Below are 20,215 nucleotides of genomic sequence, written 5' to 3' on the forward strand. Positions count from 1 at the left end.
CTATTGCGGCAAACAGCAACCCCAGCACCACAGTGAAAATGACTTGGGCAAAGCCGTAAATGGCTGTGTTCCCAACAATGCGCCGGAAGTGCCGATCCCCGCTGATGGCCTCATAGTTTCCAAGACCGATAAATTGCATTTGGGTAAAGCTGACGTTAGTATCCATAAGGATAGATATACAGTTCGCAGCATGGGGTAAACACTGAACACCCCGAAGGATCACCATGGGCAAAATATAAAGATACGGTTTAACCGATATATTGGCCAATGATCCTCTACTCAGTAGCTTCCCTCCGTTTCAAATCGAATTGACGACTCTAGGATCGAAACCATCTTTATTCATGGAGATGGAAGAGGAACGAGCTGCCGCGGAATATGCCCGGCAGTTTCTTTCGTATGGTATGATAGGAAGAAAGTGGTCGAAAGGACTGTCTTTGCGTGGTACAAAAGAAAACAGTGAAAAGAATCAACAAGCTTCTCATAACGACCATAAGCGGAACTGTGCTTATCCTGGGGATTTTGGTGGGGTACGTTTATTTCTTCATACTCGAAAAGCCTGCTAAGCCGGATAAATGGGCTGTTGCTGAGCGCTATATCTGGAATAAAATCAGTTTTAGCCAGGATAAACAAGTAATTTCTGCCGATGGCTCAGAATACTATTTACTTGCCAATAAGGGAGCCGCAGATGCAGATAAATTGATCATTTATTTTTCAGGGGGTGGAGTGGCCTGGGATGCAGTGAGTGCCGCGCAGCCGATCAGTCTGAGCAATGTAATGAAAAACGGTGAGATCAAATATTACTTTCCGAACATTCCATTCTTTAAAGTAAATACGCTTGGCGGCATACTGAAAAATAATAATCCCAATAATCCATTCAAGGATTGGAACATCGTATATATCCCTTATTCTACCGGTGATCTGCATATCGGGAATGCATCCAAGGAATATGCGGACGCCAAAGGCAAGCCGTTCACTATGCACTACAACGGTCAAGCCAATACGGGGACAGCATTAGAATGGATTGCAACTCATTTCGCTGCACCGCAAAAGATTCTCATTGCGGGAGAAAGCGCAGGTGGATTCGGGGCTGCTTTCTGGGCGCCTGAGATTGCGAAAATGTACCCGGATGCCCGCATTTATCAATACTCAGACGGTTCTTATTTAAATGCCGACCGCTGGCCGGATATTATCGATAACGAGTGGCAGGCCAACTTTGCAGAGACCTTTGGTTATGAAGTAAACGGTGATTTGATTTCGTCCGTATTCACAGCGAACCGCAAGCGGCTCCCAGACAATGCGGTACTTTTGCAGTCCAATACGCTCTATGATGAGCTGCTGTTTGACTTTGAAAAGGATCTGAATGGGGACATGTCGGACGATGGTGAATATATTCAGCACTGGTCAGCGCGCATGCTGCAATCTGCCGGGCAGCTCGCTGAAACAGTGCCGGGCTACTATTACTACATCACCGATTACGGTCGTAACGAGAAGACGGGTAGGACACCACATACACTCTCCCCATTAAATCATTTCTACAAAGCCGAGCAGGACGGGGTAAAGCTGATGAAATGGCTGGACGATGCCGTGAATAAGGATGAATATTACTCCGTGGGGCGGCATTTTGTAGAGAAAGAGGGCTGACGTCGTCGGCTGCAAGGTCTTTACAGGGGGCCTATTTGCACCATAATGGCAGATCGAACTGGAACTTGTGGAAGGGGCTTTTTTGCGCTAATATGAGGGTGTTCCAATAAAATTATTGATAGGACGTTGCCTTATGAATACGAAAGACCGTCAAACCTTTCATCTTCGTTATAGGAATATGATTAATACGCTTCGTAAGGAAATAAAGGAGGGAATCTACCTGCCGGGGGATTTTCTTTCTTCCGAAACTAAATTGATGGAGCAATTCAGTCTGGGCAAGCATTCAGTGCGTTCTGCATTGGAGGAATTGGTGAAGGAAGGTTTAATTGAGAAAATCGATCGCGTAGGCACGCGCGTTTGCTATGTGTCCCCCATACAGACTACTCTTCGCTTTGGTGTCTATCCTTCACTGTATGAAGAAGCGAGATTGAAGGAAGTTATTGCGATGTTTCATCAGGAATACCCGCATATCAAGGTTGAATTAATCGAACTTCCTTATCACCAGGTGGAAAGCATTAAGAGTTTGACAGAACTGGGGATTTTTGATGTACTGACAGTGAATGTGTTCGATTTTAATTATTTTAAAGATAATGACGGCCTAGCGCTGTTGGAAGAGCAGACTGTATTGCCGAATACATACCCGTTCCTAAATGATTTGTTTAGTGCAGCCGGCAAGGGGCTGATGCTGCAGCCTTTCGTCTATTCTCCCGTCATATTGTGCTATAACAAAGATCATTTGCGGGAACAACAGCTGTTAGAACCAGATGGCTCTTGGTCTTGGGATGACTTGCATCAATTGCTAAGGCAGTTAAAAGGGATGAATCGCAGGGGGCTGTATTTTCACTTGTTCTCGATAAATAGGTGGCCCATTTTTTTAATCCAGCAAGGTATACGATTCGAACGCAAGGAAGATGGTTCGATCACGATTGAAGATCCTGCTAGATTCTGCGAACTATTGCAAATGCTTCGGAACCTCATTCATGAAGAAGGGATGTATCCGGTCGGGCTCGGGAATTACGGGGAAGAAATTTTATTTATGCAAGAAAAAGTGTCGGTAATTATATCGAGTTATTTTAAATTAAATCGATTGAAAGATGCCGAATTTAACTACGATATCGCTCAACTGCCGCGCGGGAAAAATAATGCAACACTGCTGCTTTCGATTGGCATTGGAATCTATGACAAGTCGCCACAAAAAGAAGCTGCACGTAAGCTTGCAAATTTTCTGACCTCTGAAGGCGTTCTCTCTTATATTCGGGAAACTACATATAGCTTGTCTGCGAATAAACGGATTGCGGAATCGGTTGAAACCTTGCATGGCAATAAACCGCTGCGAATGGAGCTTTATCGCGAGATTGCAGCGAATTACGCTACTCATGAACAATTGGGATTGACGATGAGCGAGATTTTGATTCTGGGCGATTGTTTAAAACAATATTTCTCTAATCTCATCGACGAAGATGAACTGCTAGCGATGTTCTCCGCCAAAATAAATGCTCAATGAGAGCAAGCTGCGGAAAGCATTGCTTTTGCAGCTAATTTTTTGTATAGTTAAGAACTAGAAAAGAACTAGTAGACAAACTACGGACGTTGTGATAGGATTTTTTTGTGGAAATGAGAACTAGTTACGAACCAATGTGTAAGCGATTGCAAAAAATGAAGAAGGAGTTGAAGGTATGTTAGTTATGATTGACAAAAGATGGACAAAGCAGACGAGAAAACTGCTGATCTGTGCACTTATCGTAGTTTTTGGTATAACCTCATTTACCCCTTTATTACCGAAAGAAATGGTGCGAGCGGCGTCTGATCCCGTTGTCCCATTGCTTTTTTCACCGCCAGAGGTGCTTGGGACGATGGCATCTTCGCCAGTCACGAATAGCGCAGTATATGCGATGGAGGACGGGAAGCCGGTCATGTATACAACCGTAACCGGAGGGAGTGACATTCCGGCTACATTTAGCGTGATCGACATGACAGACTACAGTTTGATACGCACCATTCCACTGGAGGGAGGGAAGGGAGCGGCGGACGGACATATTATCGATTCACGAGGGAATGTCTACGTAATTGCAGGCAATGGTTTATTCCGTTACGTACCAGGTTCAGCAACAGCCGAAAGATTAGCCAGCATTTCGGGGGCTTCCGCACTTTACGGTCTTGCAATCGACGAGAATGATACGATATACGGAGGTACATATCCTACGGGCAGCGTGTTCAAGTATGATACTCGCTCCGATGAGCTTACTGTGTTCCCTCGGCTTTCAGCTGGGAAAGAGTATGTCAAATCTATTGCTTATTACGATGGTACGCTCTATGCAGGAACGGGCGCGATCGGTGAACTGTGGAAGCTGAATCCAGAGACTGGGGAAGGGGAACAAATCCCTTTTCCGAAGACATCGACTTACAGTGTGCCAAGTGAAGTAAAGCAGTTGTATACGTTAAGCATTGCTGGCAGCTTGATGTTTATTCTAACAAGCAATCAGAACCTGCTGATCTACGATCTGGAGAAGCAAGATTGGTATGAGGGATGGTCTACGGATGAACAGCATAAGCAATATTATCGCGGCATGTACGTATCGCCTCCAATGGATGACAAAGTATATCTGAACATGAACAGAGAATTTTACTCTTTTGACCTAAACACAGGAGAAATGGAAGCGACCGGTATTCCGTACGAGCAGTATGTTCGCGGGGCGGGATGGGTAGAGTTAGGCAACGAGGATGGCGACATGCCGGGAAAATCGTTGGCTACTCTATACAATGGCGGCATCGTGCTTATTAATTTTAAAACGAAGAATAAGAAGGTTTATGAGCCTATCGTGCCTGGGCAAGCGGTATCCATTCAATCACTGGAATATGGACCGGATGGATTATTGTATGGAGCAGGCTATCTGGGGGCCTTTGGGTCGAGCTATAATACGCAAACCGGGGAGAAAAAAGAGTTTAATATGGGTCAGGCGGAGGGCATGATTCCGTATAACGGAAAGATGATGTTCGGTGTCTACTCGGGTGCTTATATGTACGGGATGGATCCGGAGCTACCTAACAAAAACGGGGAAAATCCGAAGCTAATTCACATTATTGGAGGCAACGAGGATCGGCCCTTTGCACTGGCAACGGGGGATAATAAGCTATTCGTCGGAACTGTGCCGAAGATGGGATCTTTGGGCGGAGCTCTATCCATCTACGATGGCACGTCTTGGGAGAAATATGAAAACTTGATTCATAATCAAAGTATTATGTCTCTTGCCTATCAGGAAGAAACCGGACTTCTCTACGGTTCAACGACCGTTTGGGGCGGCATAAGCACAGAACCGACTGAAAGCTACGCTAAGATTTTTATATGGGATGTAGCCGAAAGCAAGCTTGTCGATGAGTTTGTTCCAGGAATTGCGCAGCAAAATAATATTGGACCGAAAACAATCGGCGCGTTGTCCTTCGGCGCTGACGGATTGCTTTGGGGCGCAGCTTACGGAACGTTGTTTGCCATGGACCCGGATACACACCAGATTGTGAAGCAGAAGGAGATTCATCCTACAAACTGGGCATTCAGTCACTCGTGGGTACCGGCCAAGCTACGCTGGGGAGATGATGGATTCTTATATACGACATTGGGCGGTGTATTGACTGTTGTTGATCCTTTAACAATGGCACATACGGTTATCCCCGGAACGAAAACGAATTTGATGGTTGTTGGCAAAGACAAGGATGAGCCGGAAAAGACGGCGATTTACTATAATGAAGCTTCATTATTGAAAAAGATTACCGTAACACCAGGCGCGCCGCCAATTCAAATGGATGTAGAAATTCCGATCGTTAATAGCGGATTTGAGCAATTGAACAAGGATAATACGATTCCAGGCTGGAACAGCTTTGGATCTGTAACGGGCTTGGCAGAATTTGAAGTAAGTGCGGAGAAGACGAAAAGCGGTGCGGGCAGCTTGAAAATCACTGACACGTCAGACAAAGCAGAATCGGGTGTCATTTCCATTCCGTTTCCCGTACAGCCAGGTTTGGAGTATAAAGCAAAGTCAGATGTGTTCTTGGAAGCGGGACGGGGAGCGATTTTTGCGATGAAGTATTATGATGCTGAGGGCAAAGAGGTTACGCCATCGCCGGCTCCAGCGCAATATATTGAAGGACCGAAAGGGACATGGCTTGAGGCTGAATTTAAGTCGATTGCGCCAGTCAATGCGGTAACGGGCAAACTCGTGTTGTTTGTCTCGCAAGCTTGGACAGGGACGGTTTATTTCGATAACATACATTTACATGAAGGAAGAATAGCAGAGCCGCCGTTTGAAGGGGAGTCAACGCAGTCTTTGGATGTTCAGAATGCAGGATTCGAGCAGCCATTGCGAAAAGATGGCTCGATTTCAGGCTGGAGTATACAAAATCCGGATTCATTAATAGATAAAGATGCTGAAATTAATTTATCGGATAATCTTGTAAAAGCGGGAGATCAAAGTCTGTATTTGTATGATAATGATACGAAGTTGACAGTCGCGATAGAGTCCGATCTGATTCCGGTCATTGCCGGGCGGACATACAGATTAAGCGCGGATTTTTACAGAACAGACCCTCCTGAAGGAAGAAGTTCCAACCGTCCAACACTTCAGGTAAGATATTATGATGAAGACAAAAAGCTGATTAATCCTTCAGGCTCTGGGACAACGATGAGTAAAGAAATCACGACTCCTTTGAAGGTCTGGTCTAATGAAGGTTTTGAGTCAAAGGCTCAGCCTAATGCAAAGTATATGAAGCTGATCTTCATAAGCGCGGAAGCTTGGGTGTCTTCCGTCTACGTTGATAATGTGACAGCAACTACAGTGGTGCAAAGCAATGAGGCTGTAAGTGCGAAGCTTCAACGTGCTGCAGCAACAAGCATGATCGATGGCGACAATGCTGTATTTACTATGACAGCGACAGCTGATTCCGATATTATCGTGAAGAATGGATTTGACACAGTTGCCATCGCGAAAGGGGAAGGGAATGATACGCCGGTTACAGTTGTGATCCCGGCACCTTCGACTGGCACGCATCATTACGAAGTTTATGCCAATATGCCAGGTATAGGCAGGAGTAATTCAATTATGCTGCCGCCTGTTACTGTGTATGAGCTGAACAATTACGTACTGAACACTGGAGAACAACTGACGCTGAAAGTTGGCGACACCTTCCCGGTTTATGCAAGAGCCCAGTTCGGGCCTCTGACAAAGGATGTCACATCTGATCTGTCGATCCGATCTCTGACAACCGGTTTAGTATCTATTACTAAGAACGTTGTTGCAGCACGTTCACAAGGTGAGGCGCAGCTTGAAGTTGTTATTGGTGACCGCGTTATTCCGCTATCTGTTAAGGTCGAAGCTTCGGGCGGCACTAGCCCAGGCGGGGAAACACCGACCGATCCGGGCGGTTCGACTGGCCCAACTGATCCAACTGAGCCAACTGATCCAACCGACCCTGCAAATCCTGAAAATCCGAAGGAGCCGGTAGATCCAAAGCCGACTGAACCGATTGTATTCAAAGACTTGGCATCCGGGCACTGGGCCTTCCCATCCATTCAGTATCTGGTTAAGAAAGGTTTGCTGAACGGCTACCCAGACGGTTCCTTTAAGCCGGATTTGGCGATGAAGCGCTCGGAAGTAACGGCGATGCTGGTCCGTATGCTTGGTCTTCATTTGGCAGAGGGCAGCACGTTCGATGACGTAAGCGATAGCCACTGGGCTAAGCCTTACATTGAAGCAGCCTTTTCGAACGGATTGGTGCAAGGGAATGGCGATGGCAAATTCGCCCCGGACCAATCAATTACGCGTGAACAAATGGTTGTGCTTATTGTTCGCGCGCTGGGCCTGACAGGAGAGGGGACCGCCCTGACATTTACCGACAGCAACAAAACAGCAAGCTGGGCAACAGCCTCGCTGCGACTTGCTGTAGAGCATGGCATCATTGAGGGCTATCCAGATGGAAGCTTTAGGCCAGATGCAGTACTGACACGTGCCGCGGCATCTGCTATGATGGAAAAAGTATTAAGCATGAAGTAGAATTCAATAATTAACAAAAAAAAGCACCTGTTTTGCATAGGTGCTTTTTTTTTTGGAAATCAATTTCATATTAGATAGATCAGCACAATTATAAATTACCCGGCTGCCCAAACATCTAGTTCGATTTTGATTTCAGGCAGGCCAAGAGCTTGAACGTAGGCAATCGTCATAGACGGAGGCGTGGGTCCGAACGTTTTTTCCCAAACGCGATCGAAAAAATCCCAATCGATCGGATCCACCGCCCAAATGTTGATCTTAACCACATGGTCTGGTGTTAACTGCTGAGATGCAAGGACCTTCGCAATATTGTCCATTGTATGGACGACTTGTTGATTGAAATCGGCCGGGATATCGCCTTTAGAGTCCGTGCCAATTTGGCCGGAGAATACGTACCATTCGGCATTTCGGCTGATTTTGGTTACATGACTATATTTACCAACAGGCTGCGCAATCGTGTCGGGATTTGATCTTTTAACGAATAGTTCATTGAGATTTGTCATAGATTAGGGTCTCCTTTATAATGGATCTACTGTTTTCGTATCGTTGAAATTAGGCAGACTTATCCCGTCTGCTTACATTCTAGAAAAAAACAGCTGTTGAATACCCGATTCCGGGAGACAAATGGCGAAGCGCTCTTTTCTTCATCGGGTATCCTCCATCCATTCAAAAGTAATCTTACCCTTAATAAGAATAGCACAGTCTGATTGGAAGAAACAACAAGCCAGGGAGTGCACGCCGTCAGTCTTTAGTTAGCTTAAAAGGACATTGAGATGTGTCAACATAGGGACTGAATAGCCGCAAACTGGAAGCATTTGTAGATAGGGGAGAATTATATGAACATTATAATCGACGAAAAAGGCGATTCGAAGGTTGTCATTATTGATAGCTCTGAAACCTTAATACGCAATGTTCAGGATGCATTGGATTTGATGGCATCTATTCAATATAACCATGAGAGCAATAAATTTGTTATTGGAGAGTCTAACCTGACTGAGGAGTTTTTCGAGTTAAAGACCAGATTAGCAGGAGAAATCTTGCAGAAGTATGTGAATTACAATATAAAACTGGCGATTGTTGGCGATTTTGATAAATACAACAGTAAGAGTTTGAATGATTTTATTTATGAATGTAATAAAGGCAAGCAGGTTTTCTTTCTAAAAGACAGACAGTCTGCAATTCAAGCATTGCATAATATAAATTAAAAACTAGGGTCACCCCAACGATCCGGACTCCCCAGTCGTGACCCTAACTCTAACAGGACAGGGTGACCGCACCGAGAATTGCGGTCATCCTTCACGTTCATTCCCCAATTGTTCCCTGTATGGCGAAGGGCTTTTTCCGGTTATTTTTTTAAATACGCGACTGAAGTATAACGCATCCTGATAACCAACCTCTTCTCCAATTTCTTGTATGCTTAAGCTAGTATTCATGAGCAGATACTTTGCCTTTTGAATACGGAGCTGCTGAACATAAGAGGAAATGGAAATGCCTGAATTTTTTTTGAACACTTGGCAGAGATATTCATATTTACGCCCTGTTTCTCGTTCAATCCAGTTTCTATCGAGTGACTTAGCGAAGTTCTCATTTAGCATATTTATTAAATTCCTATATGTGAAAAAGGAAGCGGAGACTGCCCGATTGTGATGATCTTGCTCCAGCAAGTCATTCGCTATTGTTTCAAACAGATTGCCCAGCAACAGGCTTAGCCGAAATCGGAAGTAACCCGAGGGGTGGGCAAATTGATGAATGATGTTCTCGAACTGCGAGAGTATTAAATGTCGACGGTTCGGGCGAAAGCGTCGCGGCAATAGAACTTTATCGATATTTTCGTCAAAATTGGTTCGCAAATCACTTCGAGCATCATGGATAAAATTAATATCTCTCCTTGTTTTTGTCCATTCCTTGAATTCCTCCAAATTCGGATCGCACTGGAATTGTATCCAGAAGAAACAACTCTCCTCCGAAATTTCTCTCCATCCGCTATGTGCCTCCCATGGCCGCAGCAAGAACAACTCACCGGATTTGAGCTCCAGCCTTTCGTTGCCGACCTGCATGTAAATGGGACCTTCAATAACGATGAGGATCTCGTAGTAGGGGTTGGAGTGCACCGACCGATAGAAATCGAAATTGCCCTTGTGAATACTCGCCCACTTTACATCGATTCTGGATAAACGCGCCATCGTCAAATATTCCATGGATTCCTCCGCATTTTTATGAATTTACAGACGTTATTATGGTCCATATAATGGCTGAAATGCTTGTGCTACAATCATAGCATGAAAGTGCTTCCTTGCAAGCTTGCGAGGATAAAGATGAATTCAAACGGGTTGATATGATGTAAGAGAAACCAAAGGAGGCAGAATAGATTGAATATTCTGAATGAAAAGGATTATTATCGAATCGTATATGGCGGATGGTTGGGAAAAAATATCGGGGGCACCCTTGGCGCACCGGTAGAAGGTGCAAAAGAGCTGCTTGCCTTAACATTTTATCCGGAGCTGCCTGACGGCCCGCTCGAGAATGATGATCTTGACCTGCAGCTCGTATGGCTGCATGCTTTGGAGCAGTACGGTCCCGGTTTAACTGCTCGTGAGCTCGGTCAAGAATGGATGGATCATATTTTCTTTCCTTTCGATGAATATGGTTATGCATTGACCAACCTGCGGAGAGGGTTGATTCCTCCTGTTGCTGGATCGTTCAATAATCCGTTCACTAATTGCATGGGTTCTCCTATTCGCTCTGAGATATGGGCGATGGTCGCTCCGGGCTTGCCAGAAAAAGCTGCATCTTATGCATACCAGGATGCGATCGTCGATCATGCGGGAGGCGAAGGGGTATTTGGGGAAATGTTCTTCGCTGCCATTGAAAGCGCAATTTTTTTCGAGAAGGACCGCGACCGTCTGATTGACATCGGCATGAAGTTTATACCAACCTATAGCCGCACTTATAAAGCACTAAAAGACTTGATTCGTTGGCACCAAGAAGGGAAAAGCTGGACGGAGGCCCGATCGTTAATTCTCGAGCATCACGGCAGTGACAACTTTACAGATGCTCCCCAAAATATCGCGTTTACAATCCTTGGCTGGCTGTATGGCAATGATTTCGAGGATGCGATTCTGAAGGCGGTTAACTGTGGATATGATACCGATTGCACAGCAGCAACGCTTGGTGCAATATTGGGCATGTTACTGGGACCGGAAGGGCTTCCGGAAAAATGGGTGAAGCCGGTTGGCGACCGTGTCGTCGTCAGTCCTCCGATCAATGGTTTCCCAGCGCCCAAAAGCTTGGATGAATTAACACTTCGAACCATTCGTATGGGCAAACAGGTGCTGGCAGCATCCGACGTTGATATTAGAATACATCCCAACGAGCCGAGTCACTGGGATCGACAGGAGTTTTCACTTCAAGGAATAAAAGAGCTTTGGGAAAGATCAGCGACATCCAATCATTACTTGCTGCCGCGAGGAACTTCGCAGTACCCTACTCTCGAATTCATCATTGATTATGGGGCTGAGGGGCCAGCAATAGGCGCATATCAAACGAAAACAATACAAGTCACATTGCTTAATCGCTCCTCATCCACAATGGCAGGGGAGCTTTCACTTGACCTGCCTGAGGGCTTGGTCGGACCAGATTCGTTTGAAGTTATCATGCAGCCGAATGAGAGTGTGGAATGGACCGTAGACATTACTGCTTCTGCTTCAGCAGGGGCCTACCATGAACTTGCGCTTCTCTGGACAAGGATTCACGATCATGCAGTGTGGGCAACGGAGAAGGTGACGTTTACACTTCTTGGATCCTCCTCTTGGAAGGTATGGGGACCTAAGAGCAGCGAAGGTACTGAAGCGATGTTCCCGGGGAACCGCCTGGAGTGGGAAAAGGTATTGGACACGGATGTAGATGGGTGTTACAGAGCAGTAACGTCGCTCTTTAATCCATCAGAAAGGCAAGTCAGACTCATTGCTGCAGCGAACGCTCCCATTCAACTAAAGCTTAATGGAAAGATCATCATAGACTGCAAGCAAACGCCTGAATTTATGCCTGCCTATCACCGTGCGCCTAATGATCAGTGGATTGAGTTTACGCTTGCGGCTGGAAGCTATGAATTGGACGTGTCAGCATGGAAGAATAGTGTCCCTCTCCAAGTTTATATCTTGCCTGTAGCGACCATGAAAACGGCAGATCCTGGCCCTTGCTACTATTATACTGACATGCTATTCTCGATCGATGAAGGCGGCCGGATTGGACAAGGTAATCGCGGAGAAGCAAAGGCAGTTGGACGAGTGGGCTAAAAATAAGTAGGCTGCAAAGCGTGGCGAGAGAGCCACTGCTATTGGATAGTTATGGGGGCATGGTTAAACATGCCTCCTTTTTAATTCGTTCACGAAAGCTCTCCATTCTCCCCATCCAGAAACTCGCCATCTCTTAGTCGATTTACAAATTGCTGCAGCCAGGTGTAATAGGTAACGCCGTGGCGCAGCTTGTGCAGGTCGCGCAGACACTCTCGTCTTTCCTCATCGGTCGTTTCTTCAGCTAAGGCCATTTCCGACAACTCTGGAATGACTTCATTAATTGCGCCAAGCATAACATCGACCTCGCGCTGCAGCTTCATCGTGAAGAAGTTGCGAAACGTAATGAAGAAATCAGTCTCCGCTATATATTGATCCTTGCGCTCCTTTTTCTCCTCCAGCTTCTTAACCATGCTCGCATCCAGCAACGAGCGGACCGCATAGCTCATATTGCTCTTGCTCATGTTCATATATTGTTTCATGTCTTCAAGCGTCATCGGTTTATCCTCGAAAAACATAATCCCATATAGCTTGCCAAATGAATGATTGGCGCCGTATAAATCCATCGTTTCCGCAATCGCTTCAATAATTTGTGCCCGCAGCTCAGTACGTCGCGACACCTCAAGCTCTTCCTCTATTTTTCTCTCTAACGCTTCTATTTTTGCTTCTTGCCTCACATCGTCACTCCCTCTAAATGTCCACCTATGTATCGTTTATTTACAAGAAATTAAATTGAAGTTGATCATGCGTTAACAGTTTAGGATTACATTGAATGTACAATATTTTTTGTACAAATGATGTTTATCGCGCTTTACACGATCATATTATCAAACTTTCAATAAAAATTGAACAATTAAACCTAACTTTTACAAACTGTTCATGTAATGAAATTGAGATGGGGGGATGAAGTTGTCGAGTATTTCCTTAAAATCACTATCAAAACAATACACGAATGAAAAACACACCTTAGAAAACATAAGCTTGGATATTAAGGATAAAGAGTTTCTAGTGCTGCTCGGACCGTCAGGCTGCGGCAAATCAACTTTACTAAGAATGATCGCTGGTATTGAAGATATTTCCCAAGGCGAAGTACACATCGGGGATGTCTGTGTGAATGAGCTGGAGCCAAAGGATCGAGGAGTAGCGATGGTTTTTCAGAACTATGCGCTGTATCCCCATATGACGGTTCACGAGAATATGGCCTACGGCTTGAAAATCAAAAAGATGAAGAAAAGCGAAAGAGAAAGACGAATTCAAGCAGCGGCGGAAATTTTACAGATCCATCCATTATTGAAAAGACTGCCGAGTCAATTGTCCGGCGGGCAAAAGCAACGAGTAGCAATCGGCAGAGCTATTGTGAAGGAGCCAAAAGTATTTTTGATGGACGAGCCGTTATCGAATCTGGATGCGAAGCTAAGAAATGAGATGCGTATTGAAATCAAAAAGCTGCATGAGCGATTAAACTCCACATTTATCTATGTAACGCATGATCAGGTGGAGGCCGTTACGCTGGGAGACCGGATTGCGATTATGACGGAGGGGAAGTTCAGGCAGATCGGGACGCCATTAGAAATTATGGAATGTCCGGTAGACATGTTTGTAGCCAACTTTATCAGCTCGCCGCCAATCAACTATCTGGATGCTGAACTAGTGGAACGAGAAGGGCGAATTTACGCGGACATGGATGGAATGCTGGTGGAAACGAACCTACCGCTTGAGGCTATAAAACATCACCCTAAAGTAAAAGCGGGCATTAGACCGGAGCATTGCATCATCCTGGTAGAAAAAGCTATTAATACGCTGCCGATGGAAATTTTGTTTACTGAAATCATCGGTACCGATGTGCTTCTGCACTTAACGTATAAAACCCAGCATTTTATCGTCAAAAAAAGCTTTGATCAAACCTATGCGAAGGGTCAAAAGCTATACGTAGCGCTGCAGCCAAAGCATATGCATTTGTTTGATCCGCACACGCAAAAAAATATAAGGAGTCCACGATGATTGTTCTTATTTCACTGGATGGATTAGGCTATAAAAACTTTGAACGATGGTCACAGTCATTCACAGACAAAGGCTTCGCGTACTGCAGGCAAATGATGACGACATTTCCTTCGGTTACGTTCAACGCTCATGCAACAGCCATGACGGGAAGCAGTCATGATCGGCATTCGGTCTACGACAATATAGTAGCTGACGCGGCGAGGATGGACAGAATCGCGTTGTATGGCGATCATGAAGCGCTTTGCAACGAAGCGCTGCATAAGCAAACGATTTTTCATTCACTGTCCGCGCAAGGTTTGAAGAGCTGCTGTATCCATTGGCCATTAACGACAGGCAACCCGTACATTCAACAGCTTATAACGGAATCAAGCAGCAAGAAAAAAGCAGCGGAGTCAATCTCTTATGAAGAGCTGGATCAAACGGCGGCGCAAGAGACGATTGAGGCGGTTATGTCAGGGTCATTTGATTTCGTAGCAGCGAGGTTCGTTGGGTATGATGCATGGTCGCATGAGTATGGAAAGGATTCACGCGAAGCCATTCTTTGCGCAGAAAAGCTGCTGCAGCATATTCATCGGATTCATCACGCTTTAAATGAATTAAAGCAGCCATTCCATCTATTTATTTTTTCAGATCATGGTCAAAGTGATGTAGAATCGTTTTTCTACCCTAACGAGATTTTGGCGCAAAGTCGTTGGTCTGAACATTTACTTAACAAGCAAATTCGTTTTGTTGGGGATGGGAGCGGAGCACTATTGTTCTATAGCAAGCTGACTAAGCAGAAAAATCAAGAGATTATGGACCACTTCAATCAAATGGAGCCTGTGCAGCATTTTCATGAAATAGAGGAACCGGCAGATTCAGCCTGCCAAACGTTTCGACCAGTCGGCATCTTGGACTTGAAGCATACCGTATGCGGGGAGGATACAATCCCTCCAGATCAGCCGCAATATAAGACGCTGCGCAGCTTGCACGGTTACGATCCTGCTAATGTCGAGGAAATGAATGGGTTTATGGTTTGCATTGGTGATCAGCTTAAGCAAGGTCAGGTAATAGAGCATTCGCATCTTGTCAATATTGCACCTACTATAGCAAAGCTGCTTCACATCCTTCACCAATGTGACGGTGGGGCGATTACAGACATCTTGAAGGAGCACGAGTAGATGACCAGATTTACAAGCAGAAATGTCAAAGACAATCTGTGGTCGTTGGGACTGCTGTTGCCGACACTTATCCCGTTATTCATTTTTTGGATTTATCCGATGATCAAAACCTTTCATATTAGCTTTACAGACTGGAACTATATTTCACCGACCTATAACTATGTGAATTTCGATAACTATACCAACTTTTTAGATGATTCTTTTTTTACTAAAGTGCTGGTCAATACGCTTGTGTTTACACTATTTACAGTCATTCCGCCAATTGCTATCGGGCTATTTATAGCTACTTTGCTCAACAAAATCAAAGTGCTGCGCAATTTCTTCGTCGCTACCATTTTTTCTGCCTGGATTACACCTACTGTGGTGGTGTCCATGGTGTGGGTCAGTATTTTTGATGGGGAAAATGGCATAGTGAATGCGTTCCTTAAAGCGGTCGGATTGGAACCACTTGAATGGCTAGGCGGGCAAACGACCTCCATGATTGTCGTCATTATCGTTACCATATGGAAATACTTGGGCCTAGCTGTGCTGCTGCTCACATCAGCATTAGCCAAATTAGATCCTGAAGTGGAAAAAGCAAATGATTTGGATGGCGGCAAAGGGCTGCGAAAGCTGATGAAAATAACGCTGCCGGCAATCTCGCCCATACTCGTATTTTTGTTTATTTTGTTCACGCTCGACTCGCTTAAAGCTTATGACCAGATTTATATCTTGACGCAGGGCGGCCCTTCGGGAGCAACCTCGACGATTCTTTACTACTTTTATGTGCTTGCGTTCGAGTGGTACGAGACTGGACCAGCGTCTGCTCTCGCAGTGATTTTCTTAGCGATTTGCTTGCTCATAAGCGGTCTAAATTATGTAGTATCTAAATTTCTATTCAGCAAGTGAGGGGAGGGCAATGTACTTGGCAAGGTTGAAAAAAGGCATCAGTTACGCGGCATTAACAGCAATTGGCATCATCATGGTTTTTCCGTATCTGTGGATGTTTATGACTTCTGTGAAAGCAAAGGACAAGCTGTATAGCGGAGGGATTTTCCCAGATACCTTTCATTTTGAAAATTACATCAGAGTATTTACCGATACGAAAATGCTGCTTTATCTGTGGAATAGCATCTACGTCAGTGTCATTATTATCGTGTTTCAGATTTTATCAGCGATTTTGGCGGCATACGTATTTGCGACGATGAAAAAGAAGTGGGTGCAATTATGCTTCGTTGTCATATTGGCTACGTATATGCTGCCATCGGCAGTGACGTACATTCCATCTTTCATCATTATCTCCAAAGTAAATCTGCTGGATACGCATTTGGGCTATATTTTGAGCGAAGCAATTAGTATTTTTGCAATCTTTTTTCTGCGGCAAACGTTCATTCAAGTGCCCAAAGAGGTGGTGCACGCGGCAAAGCTGGATGGGGCGGGACATTTGAAGCTTATTTTCACGGTATATATTCCCTATGCCAAAAATGCGATTGCTTCTCTCGTGTTAATTACATTTATTTATAGCTACAACAATTATATGTGGCCTTCCTTGCTTATCAAGTCGGAAGAAAACATGTTCGTCACGATCGGCTTGCGCAGATTATTTATGAGCCAGGCTGGTTATGGAATGGACTTCCCGCTTGCGATGGCTGCTTGTGCAATTTCACTGCTGCCAATGTTCATCCTGCTAGCCGTTTCTAATAAAAAGATTATTAATTCGATGGCGAACCTATACGTGAATAAATAAGGTGGTGATGTGCATTTAGCTGTATTCCATTCCATGGACTGATAAATATCGGATTGACGAAAAACACACTAAAACAGCAATTTATCGGGAGGAAAAAACGGTGAGAAATCGCAAAATGAATCTAAAACAAACTATTTTGTCTGTGATGTGTATGACCTTTATTTTCACAGGAGTCATTGGCTGCTCCAACGGCGCATCCCCGGGGAAAGAAGCGGGTGCGACAGCAACAGCCACGTCCACATCAAACAATAAAGATAAAGTGAAGCTTGAATTTTATTACGGTCTTGGCGGCAAGCTTGGCGAAACGATGGAAACGATCATTAAAGACTTCAACAGCAGCAGCGAGAAATACGAGGTTGTCCCCGTTATTCAAGGGAACTACAGCGAGACGCTGCAAACTTTGCAATCATCACTTGCAGCGGGTAAGCCGCCTGCACTTGCTATCAATGGCTATCCGGAATTTATGAAGCTTGCTAAAAATGATGTGCTGCTGCCGTTAGACGAGTATATTAACCAGCCGGAGTATAACAAAGACGATGTGCTTTTGCTGGAGCAGGGCAATTATAATCAAGCAGCTCTAGGTGTGCCGGCATTTGTATCTACACAAATGATGTATTACAGAAAAGATATTTTTGACAAATACAATATCGATTACGATGCGCTGGAAAGCTTGGAGCAAGTGGCTGAGGCGGCAAAAACGATCAAGGAAAAAGAAGGCATTCATGGCTGGTCCATTATGTGGTATGCGGAGCATATGATTGACTACGCTCGTTCCGCAGGCGGTGACATCGTGAGCGAGGATGGCAAGACTATCATGATCGACTCCGAGGAATGGATCTACGCTTGGGAAAATATTAGAAAGTGGATTCATGACGACAAAATTATGAATACTGTGTACGGCGGCAACGGCTGGGAATGGTGGTATAAAACGATTGATGGCGTTATGAACGGCAAGTCGGCAGGCTACACAGGCTCTTCCGGTGACGGCGGAGATTTGGATTTCACGAAAGTGGCAACGGGTATGCAAAAAGGATTGAAGGGCAGTAAGCCTAGACCAGTAGCGGTCTCAGTTATGTTCAATCTGTTCAAAAACTCTCCGAAAGAGCAGCAAGAGGGTGCTTGGGAATTTGTAAAGTTCTTCTCGCAGGCAGAGAAAACAGCTTTCTGGGCTGTTGAGACAGGCTATATTCCAATTCGAGACAGCGCTGTGACTACTGAAATCTATCAAAATAAATTGAAAGAAAATCCGTACTTGTCGGTTCCACTTGAGCAAGCCAAATCGAATGGCATTCCACCTTTTGTTGACCCTACAGGCGGCAAAATCTATGCGGAAATCGAGCTGGCAAAGGATGAATTGCTAATCGGCAATAAGCCGGCTGCAGAAGTATTGAAAGCAGCGAAGAAAAAAGCGCAGAGCGAGCTTGATAAAGTTTTAAACCAATAATATACCCAAAAAATAAACGACCCACAAAGGAGAACTTAACAATGAATCATAACATTCAACTAGCCGTTTTTGACTTGGCAGGTACGCTTGTAGAGGATAACAATGGAGTAAGGGACTGTCTCTATCAGGCAGCGGTAGAATTCGGCTTGCAGGTAACAAGAGATGAGATCAGCACGCATATGGGCACGAACAAAATTCATTTATACCAATTTTTAATTGCAAGAACGAGAGGAAATGTAATAGATTTCAAAAACTTTGAGATTGAGATTGACGAATCTACGCATGATGAAGCTGTTCAGATCTACGAGAAATATACGGAGTATATGATTGCATACTACAAAGAAAATTGCCGCGAAATCGAGGGCGCTACTGAAACTTTGAAATGGTGCAAGGAAAATGGGATCAAAGTAGCGACTGGCACAGGATTTCACAAAGAGATTAATCGTGTCATTATGGAGTCGCTTGGCTGGGTAAAAGATGGATTGATCGATTATGCGGTAGATTTGGACATGGTACCAGAAGGTAAGGGACGTCCGGCTCCGTTCATGCTGTTCAAAGCAATGGAATATTTGAATGTTCAAAATGTGAGACATGTGATCAAAATTGGCGATACGCCTGCCGATATGCTCGAAGGCTATAATGCGGGCTGCAAAGCAGTCATTGGTGTAACACAAGGCTCCACGCCAATCGAAGTATGGGGCAAATACTACCACACGCATGTTATTCATACTGTAAAAGAGCTTCCTGAGCTGATTATGTCCGGTAAAATCGTATGATGGAGCAGCTCGAAAAAACAGCCGGCATCGGAATTGTACTGCCCAAGCTGTTTCCTTTTCCGCAAAACAAGCCTGAGCTGATGATTGAGGATTTGCTAACTATATTGGAGGACCCTTTCTTTACAGCGGTGGAAGTTTCCTACATTGCCGATCAGTCAACTAGGGAGCTTGCCAAAAAGTATATGCAGTATAGCGGCGTGGAAACGATCTTTAACGGCGGCGATGCATTTCGGGAATTAAGCATTAATTTGAGCTCCTTGGATGCGGACGTTAGGCAGCGATCTATCCAGCAATGCTTCATGCTTATTGATCATTGCTACGAGATGGATGCCAAAATTATGCATATCGTAACAGGGAAGTTTGAGGGTGAAGAAAACAAACGGCATAACATCGATGCGTTTATTGCCTCTGCCATGGAGCTTTGCAAGTATGCGAAGGCGAAAGCTGACACCTATGAGCTTTGTATCAGCCTGGAAACCGGAGACAGATATTTGGATCGCAAATATTTGCTTGGGCCTACGAATGAAGCCGTTCATGCAGCGCAGATCATTCGCAGCGAATATGATAACTTTGGCTTGTTGCTCGACCAAAGCCATCTGCCGCTTATGGGTGAAGATCCGAGGAAGTCACTTTGGCTGGCCAAAGATTATTTAACGCATATTCATATCGGCAACAGCTATATGAAGGATCGTCAAGCTTCTTATTTTGGAGACAAGCATCTGCCATTTGGCATCAAGGATTCAGAGGTTGGTGTAACCGAGCTAACCGCATTCATCACTACTTTAAGAGAAATTGGATTTTTTACTAGTCCCAAACCAACCAGAAAACCGGTCATTACCTTTGAAGTAGGCCGATTCGAGCAGGAATCTCCAAAGCTTGTCATTGCTAATATAAAGCGGACTTTTTTTGAAGCATGGGCTAATGCATAACGAATAACAGGAGGGGGTCGATTAATTATGGGCAACTATTGATAAGCAATAAGAAAAGGGAACGGAGAGCAAGATTTGGGAATGGAGAAGCGGTAGCGTCCGCCTTTGTAGGCCAATTTTATCCTTTACCGGGGTTATTCATTCAAAAAAATTGGACTACAACAGCGGTCGGAATCCCAAACTTGATCATAGTAGCGCCCTTTCAATT

At 44.8% G+C, this 20,215-nt stretch carries 15 protein-coding genes and 1 pseudogene; 13 read left to right on the forward strand and 3 right to left on the reverse strand.

Annotated features, from left to right (window positions below):
* Positions 1–438: 438 nt before the first annotated feature.
* From ACRRU2_RS24000 to ACRRU2_RS24010, 3 genes are all read left to right on the forward strand, one after another.
* Entirely contained in the window at positions 439–1,641 is a 1,203-nt protein-coding gene (locus ACRRU2_RS24000) for a pectin acetylesterase-family hydrolase (RefSeq protein ID WP_432505587.1), read from the forward strand.
* A gap of 133 nt (positions 1,642–1,774) precedes the next feature.
* A complete protein-coding gene (locus tag ACRRU2_RS24005) occupies positions 1,775–3,145 on the forward strand; it encodes an extracellular solute-binding protein (protein WP_432505589.1) in 1,371 nt (456 codons plus the stop codon).
* 172 nt (positions 3,146–3,317) lie between these two features.
* Positions 3,318–7,682 (forward strand): S-layer homology domain-containing protein, encoded by a 4,365-nt coding sequence (locus tag ACRRU2_RS24010; RefSeq protein ID WP_432505591.1) that lies wholly within the window; start codon positions 3,318–3,320, stop codon positions 7,680–7,682.
* Positions 7,683–7,777: 95 nt separating this feature from the next.
* On the opposite strand, the gene ACRRU2_RS24015 is transcribed toward ACRRU2_RS24010, so the two are convergent.
* Entirely contained in the window at positions 7,778–8,182 is a 405-nt protein-coding gene (locus ACRRU2_RS24015; RefSeq protein ID WP_331698888.1) for a RidA family protein, read from the reverse strand.
* Positions 8,183–8,515: 333 nt separating this feature from the next.
* Between ACRRU2_RS24015 and ACRRU2_RS24020 the strand changes: the two genes are divergently transcribed.
* Positions 8,516–8,884 (forward strand): DUF4180 domain-containing protein, encoded by a 369-nt coding sequence (locus ACRRU2_RS24020; RefSeq protein WP_432505594.1) that lies wholly within the window; start codon positions 8,516–8,518, stop codon positions 8,882–8,884.
* Between the two features lie 84 nt (positions 8,885–8,968).
* Here ACRRU2_RS24020 and ACRRU2_RS24025 read toward each other — a convergent pair whose 3' ends face one another.
* A complete protein-coding gene (locus tag ACRRU2_RS24025; RefSeq protein ID WP_331698889.1) occupies positions 8,969–9,877 on the reverse strand; it encodes an AraC family transcriptional regulator in 909 nt (302 codons plus the stop codon).
* A gap of 222 nt (positions 9,878–10,099) precedes the next feature.
* Here ACRRU2_RS24025 and ACRRU2_RS24030 point away from each other — a divergent pair.
* Positions 10,100–10,882 (forward strand): annotated as a pseudogene (locus tag ACRRU2_RS24030) (ADP-ribosylglycohydrolase family protein); the annotation flags it as partial.
* 1,027 nt (positions 10,883–11,909) lie between these two features.
* Entirely contained in the window at positions 11,910–11,984 is a 75-nt protein-coding gene (locus ACRRU2_RS24035) for a DUF3502 domain-containing protein (protein WP_331698997.1), read from the forward strand.
* Between the two features lie 79 nt (positions 11,985–12,063).
* Here the strand turns inward: ACRRU2_RS24035 and ACRRU2_RS24040 are convergent, their stop codons facing one another.
* A complete protein-coding gene (locus ACRRU2_RS24040) occupies positions 12,064–12,630 on the reverse strand; it encodes a GbsR/MarR family transcriptional regulator (protein WP_432505634.1) in 567 nt (188 codons plus the stop codon).
* A 250-nt stretch (positions 12,631–12,880) separates the two neighbouring features.
* Here ACRRU2_RS24040 and ACRRU2_RS24045 point away from each other — a divergent pair, with 250 nt between their 5' ends.
* From ACRRU2_RS24045 to ACRRU2_RS24075, 7 genes are all read left to right on the forward strand, one after another.
* The gene (locus ACRRU2_RS24045) at positions 12,881–13,972 is read left to right on the forward strand and encodes an ABC transporter ATP-binding protein (RefSeq protein ID WP_432505596.1); all 1,092 of its coding nucleotides are present in this window, start codon (positions 12,881–12,883) and stop codon (positions 13,970–13,972) included.
* On the forward strand, positions 13,969–15,132 hold the full coding sequence (locus ACRRU2_RS24050) for an alkaline phosphatase family protein (RefSeq protein WP_432505598.1): 1,164 nt from the start codon (positions 13,969–13,971) through the stop codon (positions 15,130–15,132). Before ACRRU2_RS24045 ends, ACRRU2_RS24050 begins: the two co-directional genes overlap by 4 nt.
* On the forward strand, positions 15,133–16,020 hold the full coding sequence (locus ACRRU2_RS24055) for a carbohydrate ABC transporter permease (protein ID WP_432505600.1): 888 nt from the start codon (positions 15,133–15,135) through the stop codon (positions 16,018–16,020).
* A gap of 10 nt (positions 16,021–16,030) precedes the next feature.
* Positions 16,031–16,858: a carbohydrate ABC transporter permease gene (locus ACRRU2_RS24060; protein ID WP_432505602.1), complete on the forward strand. Its 828-nt coding sequence runs from the start codon at positions 16,031–16,033 to the stop codon at positions 16,856–16,858.
* A gap of 100 nt (positions 16,859–16,958) precedes the next feature.
* Positions 16,959–18,302, forward strand: a complete 1,344-nt coding sequence (locus tag ACRRU2_RS24065; protein WP_432505604.1) for an ABC transporter substrate-binding protein — start codon at positions 16,959–16,961, stop codon at positions 18,300–18,302.
* Positions 18,303–18,343: 41 nt separating this feature from the next.
* Complete coding sequence (locus tag ACRRU2_RS24070) at positions 18,344–19,078, forward strand: HAD hydrolase-like protein (RefSeq protein ID WP_432505606.1); 735 nt, start codon at positions 18,344–18,346, stop codon at positions 19,076–19,078.
* Positions 19,075–20,007 (forward strand): sugar phosphate isomerase/epimerase family protein, encoded by a 933-nt coding sequence (locus ACRRU2_RS24075; RefSeq protein ID WP_432505608.1) that lies wholly within the window; start codon positions 19,075–19,077, stop codon positions 20,005–20,007. Before ACRRU2_RS24070 ends, ACRRU2_RS24075 begins: the two co-directional genes overlap by 4 nt.
* The last annotated feature ends 208 nt before the right edge of the window (positions 20,008–20,215 follow it).

Origin of the sequence: Paenibacillus sp. GXUN7292 (assembly GCF_050864975.1) — a bacterium.
In the GTDB taxonomy this organism is placed as follows: Bacteria; Bacillota; Bacilli; order Paenibacillales; family Paenibacillaceae; genus Pristimantibacillus.

Bases quoted from the DNA above. Each gene is read 5' to 3' on its own strand.
- ACRRU2_RS24055 (WP_432505600.1), top strand. From the start codon at position 15,133: ATGACCAGATTTACAAGCAGAAATGTCAAAGACAATCTGTGGTCGTTG.
- ACRRU2_RS24050 (WP_432505598.1), top strand. From the start codon at position 13,969: ATGATTGTTCTTATTTCACTGGATGGATTAGGCTATAAAAACTTTGAA.
- ACRRU2_RS24075 (WP_432505608.1), top strand. From the start codon at position 19,075: ATGATGGAGCAGCTCGAAAAAACAGCCGGCATCGGAATTGTACTGCCC.
- ACRRU2_RS24070 (WP_432505606.1), top strand. From the start codon at position 18,344: ATGAATCATAACATTCAACTAGCCGTTTTTGACTTGGCAGGTACGCTT.
- ACRRU2_RS24060 (WP_432505602.1), top strand. From the start codon at position 16,031: ATGTACTTGGCAAGGTTGAAAAAAGGCATCAGTTACGCGGCATTAACA.
- ACRRU2_RS24010 (WP_432505591.1), top strand. From the start codon at position 3,318: ATGTTAGTTATGATTGACAAAAGATGGACAAAGCAGACGAGAAAACTG.
- ACRRU2_RS24020 (WP_432505594.1), top strand. From the start codon at position 8,516: ATGAACATTATAATCGACGAAAAAGGCGATTCGAAGGTTGTCATTATT.
- ACRRU2_RS24005 (WP_432505589.1), top strand. From the start codon at position 1,775: ATGAATACGAAAGACCGTCAAACCTTTCATCTTCGTTATAGGAATATG.
- ACRRU2_RS24015 (WP_331698888.1), bottom strand. From the start codon at position 8,182: ATGACAAATCTCAATGAACTATTCGTTAAAAGATCAAATCCCGACACG.
- ACRRU2_RS24025 (WP_331698889.1), bottom strand. From the start codon at position 9,877: ATGGAATATTTGACGATGGCGCGTTTATCCAGAATCGATGTAAAGTGG.